Here is a 14952-nt window from a genome sequence, read left to right as displayed (position 1 = left end):
TCGCCCCCTGCTGATCAGCTGTCGGCCCCTGCGGCCTTCTCGCCGTGCTGGTCGACGACGGCGCGCCGCAGCACGGCTGTGCTGCCCATCAGCGTGTCGGTCGTGATGCCCTTCTGCTTGTCGTGGGTGATGAAGCCGCGCGCGCCGAGGAACGCGAGACTGCGCTTGTCGAAGATCCATTCGTCGCGCGTGGCGGAGGAGGCGTCCTCGCGTGTGATGGCGATCCCGTGTCGGCCGGCCACGTCGACGGCGTCCGGGATCTCCTTGACGCCCGGTATCTTCGCGGCCGCCCTGTACAGCGCGGCGGTGTTCTGCGGCGGCATGAGCGTCTGGCTCAGCAGATCGCCGATCAGGGAGAAGACGGCCTGCTCCCTGGACTCGCCGTCGGACACGCGGACTTCGCGGCGCAGCAGGGCGAGCAGGGCGTCGGGGTCGGTCGGCAACGAGGACAGCCACGTGTACGTGGGGTGGTCGATCCCCGCCGGGACCGCGTCGGTGGACTCGATGGGGATCGTCTCACCGGGCATCACGGCGTCCTTGCCGGACTCGCGCATCCAGCCGGTGGTCTTGAGGGGCCTGGGGTCCTGCGAGGTCCAGGTCTCCACCGTATGCGGGGCTCCGAGTTTCACGGGCCCTTCGAACCTGCCCTTGTTCGACACGGTCAGGCTCCTGACGTACACGAACTGGTCGTCCCTGACCGGCGTGACGTCACTGGCCATGGCGGCGACGGCGATCCGGTGGAGGGTGACGGAGGCGCTCTGGGCGCGGGCGCTGCCGGTGGCCGCCCGGTCCGTCGGCGCGGAGCCGTGGCCGCTGCCAGTGCCGGTGAGGGTGACGGCCAGCGCTCCGGCCAGCGCCATCGAGGCGAGGGGCACCAGGATGGCGGGACGCGTCAGCCGGCGGCGCGGTGCCGGGGCCGCGGCGGCGGGAGCGTGGCCGAGGTCTTGGTCGATCTGCTGCATCAGGACGTCCTTGTAGTGGAGGTGTCGTCCCGGTCGGAGGTCCCATTCGGCCGGCGCGGACAGCAACTCCAGCGCTTCCTCGGTCCGTCGACCGTCGGCGTTCATCGGGTCTCCTCCTTCAGGAACAGGGCCGCGAACGCGGCCTCACTCTCCATCTCTCCGCGGGGACCGGGAGGTTCCGTCTTTCCGCTGCCCTGCCCGGAACTGAGCCGGGCGAGCCGGGCCCGGGCGCGCGACAGCCTCGACCGCACGGTGCCGACGGGGACGCCGAGCGTCTCCGCGGCCTGCCGGTAGTCGAGCCCGGCCGACACGCACAGGGCGAACACCTCGCGCTCCTGGCGACGCAACCGGCCCAGCGCCTCGTGGACCAGAGCGAGCCGGCGGGCGTCGTCGATCCGCCCTGCCGCCTCCTCCGCGAAGTCCTCCACTGGACGCGACTGCGGACTGCGTGCGAGGAAGGCGAGCCGCCGGCGCAGACTCCGGTTGGCGTTGTGCGCCTTGTGCGTGGCGATGCCGAGCAGCCAGGGCGCCGGCGATCCGCCGTCCGACTCCAGCCGCTCCCGGCCGCGCCAGGCGGCAAGGAAGGTCTCGGACATGACCTCCTCGGCCTGTGACCAGTTGCCCGTCAGCCGCAGGGCATGGTTGTAGACCGCCCGCGCGTACTGGTCGTAGAGCTCGGCGAACGCCGCCCGGTCCCCCGCCCGTATGCGCGCACGCATGGACTCCGCTGGTTCTTTATGACTCACACTCGGTACTCTCCATGCCCCGCCCGAAGTTCCCGTGGCGTGCGTCACACCCTGAATGCGATGGGTGCCCGCAGCGAACAGGGCCGCTGCCGCTCAGCCGTCCTTACGTGCCACTCCTCCGTAGATACCGATCGGCACGGTGCCCAGCGCCCGGGGCTCGTCCGGGCACCATCCCGGGGGACGCCCACGCCCGTCGGGTCGTCAACGAGCAGTGCCGGCGCAAGACGTTCACCGAGGCGCTGCCGTCGATCCCACCGCGGTCGCGGTTGGCGTCGCGGCTGCGTACCTCGGTCGGGGAAGCGGTCGCCGACCGCGGACGGACGGTGGTGCAGGCCGCGCGCGACTTCGAGGTGTCGTGGCCGGTGGCGAACACCGCGTTCACGGCCGCGGCTGCGCTGCCGAAGGACACGGCGCCGGTGACGCACCTGGGGATCGACGAGACCCGACGCGGGAAGGCGAAGTTCCGCCTGGTCGAGGCGCCCGACGGCGGTGAGATCTGGGAAGTCGTCGCCGACCGGTGGCATGTCGGCTGGTTGACCTGGCCGGCGGTGCCGGGCTGCGGGGGCAGGTCGAGGGCCGCACCGCGGCGAGTGTGTCGGCGTGGATCGGCGCCCAGACTCGCCAGTGGCGGGCCGGGGTCCAGGTGGTCGCGATCGACATGTGCACCGTGTTCAAAGCCGCGGTGCGCGACTCGCTGCCGCACGTCAGCACGTGGTGGCCGCAGATCCTCGCCGCGATCACGACCGGCGTCACCAACGCCGCCTCCGAAGGGATCAGCAGGGCGATCAAAACCGACGCCGTTCATCTTTACGCGAACGCGTTGTAAGTCAAGTATCGCCGAACCCTGATCGAGATACATAAAGGATTCATATAAAGCTGCTATGCTTCAGGCATGAGTCGCCGAGACGCCGCGCACGGCGCTTCCGATGCCATCGGGTCAGCCCTCTACGGTCTGGCCACCAGGGCCGTGAGACGCCTTCCCCGCGACATGAGCCTGACGTCCGCCGCCACCTTGGCCACCCTGGACAAGACCGGCCCGCGACGGATCACCGATCTGGCGGTGGCCGAGGGCGTCACCCAGCCCGCGATGACCGTCCTGGTCCGGGTGATGGAGGAATCCGGGCTGGTCGTGCGGAAGGGTGATCCGTCCGACAAGCGGGTCACGCTGGTGTGCCTGACCGAGGCCGGCGCGTCGTACGTCCGGACGCGACGCCAGGCGGGCGTCGACGCGTACGCGCGGTTGATCGACGAACTCAGCGGTGACGAGGTCGAGGCCTTGGCAGCAGCCCTTCCGGCGCTGCTGCATCTGGCGGAGCTCGAAGGCCACGCCCGAGAGGAGTCGGACCGGTGACCGCGGCCCAGGCTCATGACCAGCCCATGAGCACTGCCCTGATACGTTCCGAGGCACGTCTGCTGGTCCCCGCCCTGATGTTCATCGCCCTGGTCGTGGCGGCGGTCGCCAGCCTCGGGACGCCGCTCATCACCAGCGTGGCGACCACGTTCCACGTCTCCCTCGACAGCGCCCAGTGGACGCTGACCATCGCCCTGCTCAGCGGCGCCGTCGCCACACCCGTCCTCGGCCGGCTCGGAGCCGGTCCGCACCGGCGGGCCACGATTCTCGCCACGCTGGCGATCGTCGTCGTCGGCAGCGTGCTCACCGTGCTGCCGCTGCCGTTCGCCTGGCTGCTCGTGGGCAGAGCGGCCCAAGGCGTCGGACTCGGTCTCACGGCGCTGATGATGGGCGTGGCCCGCGACCATCTTCCCGAGGAGCGCAGCGCGGCCACGATCGCCCTGATCTCAGTGGTCTCCATCATCGGAGCCGGCGTCGGCTACCCGCTGGCCGCGCTGCTCGCCGAGTTCGGCGGACTGCGGGCCGCCTACGGCCTCGGCCTGCTCGTCACCGCCATCGCCTTCGTGACCGCGTGGCGCTCCATGCCCGCAGCTCCCGAGGGCCGCTCCGCTCACGTGAACGTGGCCGGTGCGCTCGTCCTGGCGGGTGGACTGCTCCTCGTCCTGTTCCTGGCCGGCGAGAGGAACCTGTGGAGCCGACACCTCGCCGTGGCGGTGACCCTTGCCGTCGCCGCCGTACTCCTGCTCTGCCTCTGGACCGTTTCCGAACTGCGAACCAAGACGCCCCTGGTCGACGTCCGGGCGGTACGGCACCCGGCGGTCGCCGGGGCGAACATCGCCATGTTCGTCGGCGGGAGCGGCATGTACCTCCTGCTCACGCTCATCACCCGCTACGCGCAGACGCCGCACAGCGCCGGCTACGGCTTCGGACTGACCACCTTCGTGGCGGGGCTGGTCCTCATCCCGTTCTCTGTGCTGGGGTTCGTCGCCGGCAAGCTCACGCCGCGGGTCCGCGAACGGATCGACGGCCCCCTGCTCCTGGCCGGCAGCGCCGCCATCGTCGGCGGCGGGTTCGTCCTGTTCGCCACCGCCCGGTCCAACCTGGCCGAACTGCTCGCGGCCATGGGCGTGCTGGGCTTCGGCGTCGGCAGCTTCTCGGCCGCCATGCCCGGCGTCATCCTGGCCGTCACCCCCGAGAGCGAGACGTCGAGCGCCATGAGCTTCAACTACGTCGTCCGCAGCGTCGGGTACTCCCTGGGCAGCGCCATCGGCGGTCTGGTCCTGGCCGCCGGCACCGCCACGGGCCGCCTCTTCCCGAACGACGACGCCTACACGACCGCGGCGCTGGTCGGCGTCGCCGCGATGGCGATCACGACGATGGCCGGCCTCGCCCTCGCCCGCCGACGCTCACCCGAGACCAATCCGATCACAGCCCCAGTCGGTGTGCCGGGCCTGGGCCGGTCGAGTCGAACCGGAAGCTGAGGATCGAAGCCGTCCGACTTCGACGCCGTCTCCGTCGGCTCGCTGACCCACAGCGCGCCGGCCATGGATCTGAGCATGCTTCTGAGCAACAATTCCGAACACAGGAGGTACCGTGGCCAAGGGCTACTGGGTCAGCGTCTACCGCACCATTGCGGACCCCGAGAAGGTGGCTGCCTACGACAAGCTGGCTCGTCCAGCCGTCAAGGCCGCGGGCGGGCGGCTGCTCTCCCGCGGCAGCCGGGTCGTCGCACACGACGCCGGAATCGCCGAGCGCACCGTCCTGATCGAGTTCGACAGCTTCGAACAGGCGGTCGCCGCACGTGCGAGTGCGGCCTACCAGGAGGCGCTGGCCGCACTTGCTGACGGCGTCGAGCGCGACTTCCGCATCATCGAAGGCCTCGACTGACGATCGAGGCTGCGTCGGCGAGGAGACGCGCTCCTGTCCGGACAGCGCGGCCTCCGTCGGCAGGGCGGTGTGAGCGGAGTGCGGGATGCGAGCGGGGCGGGCGGTGACCGGGTGGGCGGCGACCGGGTGGGCGGTGGACCGTTAGGCGTCCGCACCTCCGTTCGGTGCGTATCGGCCGCCCTGGACCATCTCCAGATGTGTGTATGCCATGTCCAGCGGCCACGAGCTGTTCTTCATGTCCTTCAGGTCGATCCCGAAGACGGTCAACTGCGCGTACCGCTTGGCGATGCTGTCGCCGTACTCAACGACCGCCTGACCACCACACCCAATGGTCTCCGTCAAAGCGGAACAAGCTCAGTCGAGCACTCCCACCAGGCAGCAGTTTCCTAGTTGTTCAGCACACTGGGGTTCTCAGACCGGAGCAATTGCTGGGCAACGAGCTCGGAGCGGGTCAGATCAAGCAGTCGTCCCATCCAGTTTCGCCCTCGGCTGTCGGGGACGTCTCTCCAGAAGGGTGAGTCCGAGAAACCGGTGTAGCTGATCCTGGCATCCCCTGTGGAAACGAGGACCTGGGCGAGTTCGGGGTGCTGGGTGAACTTCGCACGAAGGAGCCCTGCCATGACCGCGAGGCGAACGATTGACCAGTCACTCCTGTGCGTTGCCTGGCCACCCAGGTCATGAACACGATTGGCGCCGGGAAGTCGTTGCGGAGCACGAACAGACCCGGTTCCTCGGGCCGGCCCTGCGGGTAGACGGTTTCGTGCGAGACGAGAGCCGGCCGGCCGGGTTCTGAAGGGTCGTCGGAATGCTGGATGGCTCGCCGCTCCCGCTCGCTCTGGACCCCCTGATCTCCACGGTTGAAGTAGTCCAGGACGTCCTGATGCATCTCCGCTGTCGCTACGGGGCCATCGTCATCGACGGTCTCACCAATGTTCGTGAGAAGGATCCGCAAGGGACGGTCCTGGCGGTCCATGTCTCCGAGGACATAAATCCGAAGATGCGGTGGAACCGCCAGATACGCAGCTCGGAGAAGTGCTCGGTTGGACTCGGACGGCTCCTGCTGAAAGCGTCGGATCGCATCCCTGCAACGTTGCCCGGCAGTTGGTCGCTCGTTGAGCGCTTCGATGCGGTCAGAGACGTCCAGAAGAAATCCTTCTGGTGTCAGCGGTTCGCCGCAACGAGAGGCCCACTTCGAGGGTTCGTCGGGAAGCGGTGGAATATCAGGGTTGGTCACCGCCAGTCGGCCCGTTGCCAGCATCTTCCCGAGGCCGGCCAGGTCCGTACGGCCTCCGCAGGTGATCGCTCCGTCCGCGAAGACAATCAAGTCGTCGACGTAGTACTCACTATCTGGTGGGTACCGCCGCCAGACGTGGCACCAGGCCCCATCGATCCTCTCTCCATCCACCATCCGATACGTCGGTCCCCGCCAAGTCATGGGCGCACGCTACCGCCTGGGAGACGATCATGGGAGTGCCAAGGGACTCTCTTGGTCGCTGCGTCCTGCCCGGCCGGAGACTGAGGTGTAAAGCGGTTGACGTAGCTGGGCAGTTTACCGAGCGAAGGTCCCTCATCGGCTTCTCAAGGGTGCTGACGGCGGCGGCCGGCACGTCCATGGCCGCGCTGAGTGGGCAGCGACCGAAGACGGCTCGGCAAAGGGCCGGGTGCTACTGGCTGATGCCCGTACGGCAGCCCGCCACACCGTCGGTGGCGCGGCAGCGACGCGCGACACCGGCGAGGGCACCCGATGCCCGGCAACGTCCGCTCCACCCGTCCGCCCTCCCAAGCGGGTCTCTTTTGAGAAGGAGGTGAACCCCGCCCGCGCACACGGTGAGATGACGGCGGCCGTTCGATGAGGCTATTTCAAGGGAACGCCCATCGGCGGTGACCCAGTTGGCGAGCCGTGGGGCGGCCTCCTCGGACACTATGCGTACCGAGACAGTCCAGGCCCGTAGGACGCAGCGATGTTAACGTCGCTCAATTACTTTCATTATGCAATCAGCGTGGGGGCGTGATGAAGCTTCTCCTAACCGACTCCGGTGTCAAGAACGCAAGCATCCTGGCGGCGCTGGTCGATCTCCTGGGCAAACCGATCGCCGAGGCCGGCGCCCTCTGCATCCCCACCGCAGGGTACGGGGGCAAGTACGGGGATCCGAGCGGGCCATGGCGTTTCATCAGCGGACGGTCCCCAAGTCCCATGACCGAGTTGGGGTGGAAGTCGGTGGGCGTGCTGGAACTCACCGGACTGCCCAGCATCGACAAGGAACGCTGGGTCTCCTGGGTCCGAGAGGCAGACGCCCTGCTGGTGAACGGCGGCGACGCGCTGTACCTGTGCCACTGGATGCGGGAGTCCGGACTGGCCGACCTCTTCCCGTCGCTGCGCGACACGGTCTACGTAGGGCTCAGCGCCGGGAGCATGGTGCTGACTCCCCGCATCGGGGAGAACTTCGTCGACTGGGAGCCGCCCACCGGTGACGACAGCACGCTGGGAGTCGTCGATTTCTCCATCTTCCCGCACCTCGACAGCCCGGATTGTCCGGGGAACACCATGGCCGAGGCGGAACGGTGGGCCGCCGACATAATGGGTCCCGCGTACGCCATCGACGCTCAGACCGCCATCAAGGTGACCGACGGCGGCGTCGAGGTTGTCTCCGAGGGGCACTGGAAACTGCTCAACCCGGCATCATGAACGTCGACGACCTTCCCGTCCTCGAACTCGCCGCGCCGGGGAAGGGAGCAGGGCGGAGTCGTTCAGGGGATCCGTCCGGTTTGGTACTGGTTCAGATAGCCGGTGCGGTTCTTGAGTTCGTGGACCGGGATCGGACGGAGGCAGCGCGCGATCTCCGGGTGACCATGAGGTGTCGAGTCCCTGATCACTGTGGCGGTATTGATGCCGCCGAACTTGTTCCCAATGTGCCGCTCGCTACAGGGACATGCCGCAGTACAGGCTTCGTCGCGGCCCGGCGTCGCGGGCGAGTTCGCCGAGGCGTGCCAGGAAGTCAGCCATGAGCCCTGGGTCCTCCCCGCCACCGTCCTCCGCGTGGGTCCATGCGGTGGCGGTTTCCAGCAGGCGCTCCGGGGTGGCCGCTGCGAGGGCGTCACGAAGGGTGTCTGTGAGCGAGACGAGCCAGGGCCCGTCGTGCTCGGGGTCGTTGAGCAGTTCGCAGAAGCGGGGGTCGGCTTCCACTTGCTCCTCGGATACTCCCGTCAGGTGGGCTTCGACGGTTCCGAGGATCAGGTAGGGGTCTGCCCCTTTGAGGCCGAGCGTGCCGAATGGGTCGACCATGCTGTCGTCTTCGAACAGCGCGAGGGCTTGCGTGTCGTCGGTGGCCGCGTAGTAGTCGTACATGTTTCCCATGGCTGAATCGTGCCAGTCCGGGGCAGCGTCCTTCAGGGGTGCTGTCGGATCGGATCAGGTGATATCGAGCGGTGAGCTGGACCACGCGGGCGGGAATGGGCGATGTTGAACGGCCAGGCACGGTCCTCCGTCGCGGTGAACAGGGACTCGACACCTGACGAACACCGGATCACCCGGCTTGAGTCCGATCCGGGCCACCGCCTCCGTCCGGCAGATCCCGTACCCCAGCACACCCTCCCCGGGCAGTGTTCCCCGCCGACCTGGATCCGTGCCGGCCGGCTATGAGCGGGCGCGGGCGACGACCCTCGGGATGATGAGGTTGTGGAACGGCTGGATGACCCTGAAGTACAGGTGTCCGGCCCGCCGGTGGTAGCGCACGACCGTGGTGCAGACGCCCTCCAGGCCTGCGGCCCCCTCCCGTACGGCGAAGGAGGTGCGAAAATCCAGGTGCTTGTCGTTGTCGCCGGCGAGTACCTCGTCGTCGGAGACCGTGAGGACCCGGAAGGGGCCCAGCCGCGCACCGGGTTCGACCCGGATCTCGTCGGGGGCGACTCGCTGCTGGACATGCAGCCCGAACGGCGACATCAGCTTGTCCCGTACGGTCAGCAGCCCGTGCACCCATTCCGGTGTCCCTGCCAGTACCGTCCGGGCGAAGTCCGCGGCACTGGTCCCCGGGGCCAGGTCCACCGCGACCGCGTCCACGTGATCGCAGCCGCCGAGGCTCGCCACCGCCGCGTCCACGACGGGTGCGACGCTCCTGCGTACGCGCGTTCCTGTCCTGTGCCCCATGGTTCGTCCCGTCCCCTCGTGCGCATGGCCACGACTCCTGCGCCTGGCCACGACGCGGTTGCCGACCCTACCGATCGTTCCCCGTTCAGTCCTTGATCTAGCGGATGGGGGCGCGGTACCGGCACATCGAACACCGCCTGGCCGCACCCCGACCGCGTGGACTTCAGGCGCGGGGTTCCTGACGAGGTGCGGACGCCGTTACCTGGAGGAAATGGTTCCGCAACCTTGACTGTATTGGTCCAGTCCAATAACGTCACCCCCGCGCAGAACCGCACACGAACCAACTCCCCCCGCCCGTCACGTTGTTGACGGACCATCACTCCCTCCGGGAGGGCCCCTGTGGTTTCCCGACGTTCCTTCCTGACCGCGGCCGGTGCCATCAGCGGTACGGCTGCCCTGAGCCCGTTCTCCCCACTTTCGCCGCTGACGTCCACAGCGGCGGCCGCGGGAGTCTCACTCCCCGTGAAACTGGCGAACAACTCCGGCCAGGACACCGTCTACGCCTACATATCCGGCACCGACAGCAGCGGCTGGCCGGTCTTCGTATCGGCGAACGGCGCCCTGAACCGGCTGCCCAACCCGTCGTCCCCGGTGACCCCCATCGCCGACTACTCCATCGCGCTGGGCCCCTCCGGTTCGGCCGCCAAGACCGTCACCCTGACCGACTACATCATCGGCGGCCGTGTCTGGTTCTCGGTCGGGCAGAAGCTCCAGTTCTTCGTCAACCCGGGCTCCCCGCCCGGAGTGGTGCAGCCCGCCCTGGTGAGCTCCGACCCGAACTGGGCCACCAACTGGACGTTCTGCGAGTTCACCTTCAACAGCGCCAACCTCTACGCCAACATCTCCTACGTCGACATGGTCGCGCTGCCGATCTCGATGGCCAGCACAGGCAGCGGGGGCAACCAGTCGGTCAGTCCGCTGCCCGCCGGCGCCCTCACCTCCATCGCCTCCGGCCTTCAGTCACAGCACGCCTCCGACGGAGCCCCCTGGGACAGGCTGGTGGTCACCGACTCCTCCGGTGCGGTGCTGCGCGTCATGGCGCCCGCGCACTCGCCTGTGGGCTTCGGCAACTACTGGGACGACTACCTGAACCGGGTCTGGAGCCACTACACCTCCACCCCGCTGACCATCAACGGCCAGGGCAGCATCGGTTCGTACACCGGCACCGTCTCCGGCAACGCCATCGTGTTCTCCGGTCTCAACACCAACGGCGTGCCGTTCACCAAGCCGAGCGCCGTCGACATCTTCGGCTGCGCGTCCGGTCCCCTCTACAACTCCGGCGGGGACGCCCGCGGGGCGATCGCCGCCCGGCTCGCCGCCGCGCTCAACCGCAGCTCGCTCCTGGTCTCGGGCGGGAACAACAACCCCGACGGCGTGACACCGTCGCTGTACTACCAGGACTCGATCACCAACCACTACGCACGACTCGTCCACAAGTACGCCACCATCGGCTACGCCTTCCCCTACGACGACGTCGGCCCCACCGGCGCGGCCCCCGTCGACGGGCACCTCCAGGACGGGGCGCCCACCTCGTGGAGCATCACCCTCGGCGCCGGCAGCGGCTCCGGCGGAGGCTCGGGGGGCGGCTCGGGCACCGTCAGCGCGTACAGCACCATCCAGGCGGAGTCCTACTCGGCGCAGAGCGGGACCACCACCGAGAGCTGCTCCGACACCGGTGGCGGCAGCGACGTGGGCTACATCTCGAACGGCGACTGGCTGAAGTTCTCCTCCGTCGACTTCGGTTCGGCCTCCCCGAACCAGTTCAAGGCCCGGCTGGCGTCGGGCGCGGCCGCCGGTGTCAGCGGTGCCATCCAGGTGCGGCTCGACAGCACCAGCGGCACGAAGATCGCCGAGATCGACTTCGCCAACAACGGCGGCTGGCAGAACTGGCAGACCATTCCCACGAACATGGCCGCCTCCGCCACCGGAGTCCACGACGTCTACCTGGTCTTCTCGGGCAGCAGTTCGGACTTCACCAACATCAACTGGTTCACCTTCACCAGCTGACCACCGGCGCCGCAACAGCAGGCGCCACGGGCACAGCACTGTGGGCGGACAGATGCGACCGGGGCGACGGTCTCGCGCCGTGGCCCGGCCGCTACACGGTCCGCCGACAGCGGTGCAACCACCCCACCAGGGCAGTTGCACCGCTGTCGGATCGACAGGCCATCAGCCAGGGTGTTGATCAGCGGACCCGCCGTTGATCAGACACTCCCGCGGCTTGAGCCGCCGGCAAGCCGACCAGGCCTGCATAACCGCCAGCTGACCGGCACACCCCGACACACCGTCGTCTGCGGCAAGCACTGCGAGAGCGGCGACATCGTCGTCCCGGACTTCGCGCTGCCGGACGACATCCGCGTCGGCGACCTGCTCACCGTCCCGGCGACCGGGGCCTACCACCACGTGATGGCCAGCAACTACAACCTGCAGCCGCGTCCGGCCGTGGTCGCCGTCGCCGACGGCCGGGCGCGGCTGATGGTCCGCCGGGAGACCGCGGTCGACCTACTGTCCCGGGACGCCGCAGGACAGCCGGTCCCCCTCGACGGCTCCGCAGGGTAGCCGCACCTCTGGGTGCCCATCCTCAGGGCCGCCGTCTCCAACCCGGCCCCGATCACCTCGGCCGCATCCGCCCGACGCGGCCAGATCTCCTTCGGCAGCGGCACGTGCGTGACCTGGCAGCCCGAACACCGCGACCGGCGAGTACGTACGAACACCGGGTATCGACCGACGCGCCGACAGCGCCCCATGTCGGTGAGAGTGATGTCGCCGAGTTCTGACACCACTTGGGTGCTTGCGGTGGCACTCTGGGAGTGCTCCGGGCGAGGGGCGCCGGCGCCACCGAAGTTCAAGGCCGATCTGTATACGGCGATCCGCCGTGATGCCGGACCGGACGGGATGTCGCACCGGGCCGGGGTCGCCGCTGGTCGCGCGGGAAGGCCGGAGAGAATCGGGGCGTGACCGCTGCGCATGAGATCTCCCGCGATGCCCTGCTCCGCCGGGGCTTCACTCTGGAATTCATCACACTGGCCTGGAACATCGTCGGCATCTTGGTCCTGGCCGTCGCGGCCGTCTCCGCCCGGTCGGTGGCGCTGGCCGGATTCGGCCTGGACTCCCTCATTGAGATCGGTGCCTCGACGGTAGTGATCTGGGAGCTGTCCGGCACCGGCGAAGCCCGCCGGCGACGCGCGCTGCGGCTGATCGGTGCCGGGTTCGCAGCACTGGCCCTCTACCTGCTGGTGCAGTCGACCTGGGCGCTGGCCAGCGGCTTCCACCCGGACCATTCGCCGCTGGGCATCGTCTGGACCGCGGTCACCGCCCTCGTGATGTTCGCCCTCGCCGCAGGCAAGGCCCGCACCGGCACCGCCCTGGACAACCCGGTACTCAAAACCGAGGGCCGCGTCACGCTGATCGACGGCCTGCTGGCCACCGCCGTTCTGCTCGGCCTGACCCTCAACACCGCCGCCGGTTGGTGGTGGGCCGACCCGGCCGCCGGCTATGTGCTGGTCTACTACGCACTCCGCGAGGTCCGCGAGTCCTTCACCGGCGACCACTGAGCAGACGACCAGATCGGGCCTTCCCCTCAACAGCCGGCCATGGTCACGCACTTGAGAAAGCCCCCATCCGTGGAGCACCGGTGTCAGTGCTCGTCAATCTCAGTCATGCACGGCCGGTTCTGGTCGCCCTCGTACTTCGCCGGCTCATGCGGCGGTGCGCCGCTCCAGGTGGTCAAGAACTACATCGCACACCAGAAGCGGCCGGACTGATCACCGGCAGCCGAGGGCACGGGCAGCTGTGGGCACGGGCAGGCAGTGCGGACCCGTGCCCACAACTGAGGTCAGAGCAGTCCGGAGTTCGGGCGGCGCGCTACTTGTGTGCCGAGGCCTGCTCCTGGAGGAGGGCGGTGATCTGGTTGACGTCGTTGAAGATGCTCAGGAAACTCTGGAGGTCGGGGCTGGAGGCGCCGTTGACGCCGACGAAGAAGGTCAACACGCGGCCGTCGTCGGTCTTCAGGTAGCCGGCCTCGTTCTGGGCTGAGGCCGCGAGCTGCTGGTTCAGCTCGTCTTCACCGAGAATCGTGCCGGGCTTGGCGAAGACCTTGCCCTTGGCCGGGCAGTTCGTGGTGCAGGAGATCCCGTTCGAGCCGTCGACGCCGAGGATCGGGAGCAGCTTGCGGAAGGCCTTGGCGTCGGGGGTGTGCAGCCAGTAGGTGAGGAGCTCGACGAGGCCGTTCGGGGTGACCCGCTCGGCCGGCACGCCGCCGCGCCCGTCGGCGAGCTGGAACTGCTTCGGGTCGACGTCCGCGACGTTGGTGAGGAAGTCGTGCTCGATCGGGAACGCGTCGAAGCAGTTCTTGCTGCCGCGTGCGACGGCCATGTTGCACAGGGCCAGATTGGCGCCGAGGTTGTGGCTGACCTTGAGGATCAGCTTGGCGTACTGGCTGTACGGCGGGGAGACGTACGCGGCGAGGCGGGGGTCGTGGCGGTAGGAGGCGGGCAGCTGGTTCTGCGGGTTGCGGCCGGTGGGCGGCGCGGTGACGGTGACTCCGGCGCGGGCGAGGGCCTCGATCAGCGCGGTGCGGCCGAAGGCGTTCGGGTCCTGGATGTTGGAGACCCGCAGCAGCGGCTGCGAACCGGCGGCGATGGTGCCGGAGAGGTGGATCTGGGTGCCGTCGGGCGAGGTGGTCACGTTGACGGAGGTGGTCCCGCCGCTGGAGACAGTCCGGACGCTGGAGGTGACGTGGTACGGCGAGACCTGCGGGCGCCAGAACAACTTTGCCTGCCGCCCGGGCGTGGTCGGGGTCGTCAGCAGGTCGATCAGGTTGTCGTTGAGGATCAGCGGGGTGGGTTGCGGGTTCAGCGCCGGGAGGTGGAACAGACGGGGGTCGATGATGACGTTGCCGTCGACCCTGGTGATGCCGGCGTCCCGAATCTGCCGGGCGATCTGGTTGATGCCGGCGAGCGGGTTCTCAGGGGTGAGGGTCGCGCCGGGGAGTTCGGCCTCGGTGTGGTCGATGTCGGTGTAGTCCACCGATCCGTCGGGCTTGGTGCGTCCGCCCATGGTCAGGTCGCCCTGGGCGACCAGCGCCAGGTTCCCGTGCAGCGTCGACCCGGTGCGGGTGCCGGTCGCCATCACGGGGGTGGTGAAACGGTGATTCGGGCCGAGGGTGTGCCACGCGGTCGAGATGGTGACCAGCTTGACCGTCGAGCCGGGGACGAAGAACTGGTTCGCGAACTGGGAGTGGATCACCCGGCCGGTCTCCGGGTCCGTCTCCAGCACGCCCCACTGCGCGTGCTCGTAACCGGGCTTGTGCATGATCGCCTCGATGGCGGGCCCGAGGTCGTCGTCGTGTGCCGCCGCCGGGGTGCCGGCGGCTGCCGCCCCCGCCAGAAACACGAATGTCGCACCAGCGGCCGCCCAGGTCCTGAGCCGGCCACAGATCATCGGTCTCATGCATTCCGCCATTTCTGGAGTCGAAGAAGCCGAGTCGAAGAAGCCCGCATCGCACGGGGCCGACTCGCACGGGCCCAGCTCGCCCGGGCGCTCCTGGCGGCATCGTAAGAACATGAACCGCGCACGTTCCGCTGCTCGGCGCCGTGCCGACAGCGCGTGGGACAACTTCATCCGGTCGGCCGATCGCCGAGCCGACGACACCGGGAGTCCGCACATAGTGAGCCGCTCGTGCAACAGACCCGAGGGGTGTTGCACAAGGCCGCGGGTGGGCGTGGCGCTGGGTGGTTGCCGCCGGTGCCGATCACCGGCCTCGTCGAGGTTCTTCACCCGGTCAGGGCGAGTCGCTGCCGGGGGGCACGGTCCGCATTCGGCAGCCGGCGTCCGCCCACAGCATCAGGTCGACTTCCCAGC

At 68.7% G+C, this 14952-nt stretch carries 15 protein-coding genes and 2 pseudogenes; 9 read left to right on the top strand and 8 right to left on the bottom strand.

Annotated features, from left to right (window positions below):
• Positions 1-14 precede the first annotated feature (14 nt).
• Together ACZ4N5_RS19690 and ACZ4N5_RS19685 are read right to left on the bottom strand one after the other, a co-directional pair.
• On the bottom strand, positions 15-1067 hold the full coding sequence (locus ACZ4N5_RS19690; protein WP_467758334.1) for a CU044_5270 family protein: 1053 nt from the start codon (positions 1065-1067) through the stop codon (positions 15-17).
• The gene (locus ACZ4N5_RS19685) at positions 1064-1681 is read right to left on the bottom strand and encodes an RNA polymerase sigma factor (protein ID WP_467758333.1); all 618 of its coding nucleotides are present in this window, start codon (positions 1679-1681) and stop codon (positions 1064-1066) included. The genes ACZ4N5_RS19690 and ACZ4N5_RS19685 overlap by 4 nt, the downstream gene beginning before the upstream one ends.
• A gap of 544 nt (positions 1682-2225) precedes the next feature.
• Between ACZ4N5_RS19685 and ACZ4N5_RS19680 the strand changes: the two genes are divergently transcribed.
• The 4 genes from ACZ4N5_RS19680 to ACZ4N5_RS19665 all read left to right on the top strand — a co-directional run bounded on the left by ACZ4N5_RS19680 (position 2226) and on the right by ACZ4N5_RS19665 (position 4946).
• The gene (locus ACZ4N5_RS19680) at positions 2226-2534 is read left to right on the top strand and encodes a transposase (protein WP_467758332.1); all 309 of its coding nucleotides are present in this window, start codon (positions 2226-2228) and stop codon (positions 2532-2534) included.
• A 66-nt stretch (positions 2535-2600) separates the two neighbouring features.
• Positions 2601-3059 carry a MarR family winged helix-turn-helix transcriptional regulator gene (locus ACZ4N5_RS19675; protein ID WP_467758331.1) on the top strand — a complete coding sequence of 153 codons (459 nt, stop codon included), beginning with the start codon at positions 2601-2603 and terminating at the stop codon, positions 3057-3059.
• A 26-nt stretch (positions 3060-3085) separates the two neighbouring features.
• On the top strand, positions 3086-4540 hold the full coding sequence (locus tag ACZ4N5_RS19670; protein ID WP_467758330.1) for an MFS transporter: 1455 nt from the start codon (positions 3086-3088) through the stop codon (positions 4538-4540).
• A 112-nt stretch (positions 4541-4652) separates the two neighbouring features.
• Entirely contained in the window at positions 4653-4946 is a 294-nt protein-coding gene (locus ACZ4N5_RS19665; protein ID WP_467758329.1) for a DUF1330 domain-containing protein, read from the top strand.
• Between the two features lie 141 nt (positions 4947-5087).
• Here the strand turns inward: ACZ4N5_RS19665 and ACZ4N5_RS19660 are convergent, their stop codons facing one another.
• The 3 genes and pseudogenes from ACZ4N5_RS19660 to ACZ4N5_RS19650 form a co-directional block, all read right to left on the bottom strand.
• A complete protein-coding gene (locus ACZ4N5_RS19660) occupies positions 5088-5288 on the bottom strand; it encodes a hypothetical protein (RefSeq protein ID WP_467758328.1) in 201 nt (66 codons plus the stop codon).
• 44 nt (positions 5289-5332) lie between these two features.
• A complete protein-coding gene (locus ACZ4N5_RS19655; protein WP_467758538.1) occupies positions 5333-5584 on the bottom strand; it encodes a hypothetical protein in 252 nt (83 codons plus the stop codon).
• A 254-nt stretch (positions 5585-5838) separates the two neighbouring features.
• Positions 5839-6354 (bottom strand): annotated as a pseudogene (locus ACZ4N5_RS19650) (DUF7639 domain-containing protein); the annotation flags it as partial.
• Positions 6355-6957: 603 nt separating this feature from the next.
• Between ACZ4N5_RS19650 and ACZ4N5_RS19645 the strand changes: the two are divergent.
• Positions 6958-7632 carry a Type 1 glutamine amidotransferase-like domain-containing protein gene (locus ACZ4N5_RS19645; RefSeq protein ID WP_467758327.1) on the top strand — a complete coding sequence of 225 codons (675 nt, stop codon included), beginning with the start codon at positions 6958-6960 and terminating at the stop codon, positions 7630-7632.
• 234 nt (positions 7633-7866) lie between these two features.
• On the opposite strand, the gene ACZ4N5_RS19640 is transcribed toward ACZ4N5_RS19645, so the two are convergent.
• Both ACZ4N5_RS19640 and ACZ4N5_RS19635 read right to left on the bottom strand, forming a co-directional pair.
• Positions 7867-8301: a hypothetical protein gene (locus ACZ4N5_RS19640; protein ID WP_467758326.1), complete on the bottom strand. Its 435-nt coding sequence runs from the start codon at positions 8299-8301 to the stop codon at positions 7867-7869.
• A 279-nt stretch (positions 8302-8580) separates the two neighbouring features.
• Positions 8581-9090, bottom strand: coding sequence for a DUF2867 domain-containing protein (locus tag ACZ4N5_RS19635; RefSeq protein WP_467758325.1), 510 nt, complete (start codon positions 9088-9090; stop codon positions 8581-8583).
• A 339-nt stretch (positions 9091-9429) separates the two neighbouring features.
• Here ACZ4N5_RS19635 and ACZ4N5_RS19630 point away from each other — a divergent pair, with 339 nt between their 5' ends.
• From ACZ4N5_RS19630 to ACZ4N5_RS19615, 4 genes and pseudogenes are all read left to right on the top strand, one after another.
• Entirely contained in the window at positions 9430-11097 is a 1668-nt protein-coding gene (locus ACZ4N5_RS19630) for a beta-1,3-glucanase family protein (protein WP_467758324.1), read from the top strand.
• Positions 11098-11268: 171 nt separating this feature from the next.
• Positions 11269-11649 (top strand): hypothetical protein, encoded by a 381-nt coding sequence (locus tag ACZ4N5_RS19625; RefSeq protein WP_467758323.1) that lies wholly within the window; start codon positions 11269-11271, stop codon positions 11647-11649.
• Between the two features lie 395 nt (positions 11650-12044).
• Positions 12045-12644 (top strand): cation efflux transmembrane domain-containing protein, encoded by a 600-nt coding sequence (locus ACZ4N5_RS19620; protein WP_467758322.1) that lies wholly within the window; start codon positions 12045-12047, stop codon positions 12642-12644.
• A gap of 111 nt (positions 12645-12755) precedes the next feature.
• Positions 12756-12854, top strand: a pseudogene (locus tag ACZ4N5_RS19615) (transposase); the annotation flags it as partial.
• 100 nt (positions 12855-12954) lie between these two features.
• Here ACZ4N5_RS19615 and dacB read toward each other — a convergent pair.
• Positions 12955-14484, bottom strand: coding sequence for a D-alanyl-D-alanine carboxypeptidase/D-alanyl-D-alanine endopeptidase (gene dacB / locus ACZ4N5_RS19610; protein ID WP_467758321.1), 1530 nt, complete (start codon positions 14482-14484; stop codon positions 12955-12957).
• Between the last annotated feature and the right edge of the window lie 468 nt (positions 14485-14952).

It is taken from the genome of Streptomyces sp. NPDC026500, assembly GCF_055567635.1.
The sequence above is the reverse complement of the archived record's forward strand: the minus strand, read 5'-3'. Positions and strand labels throughout refer to the sequence as shown.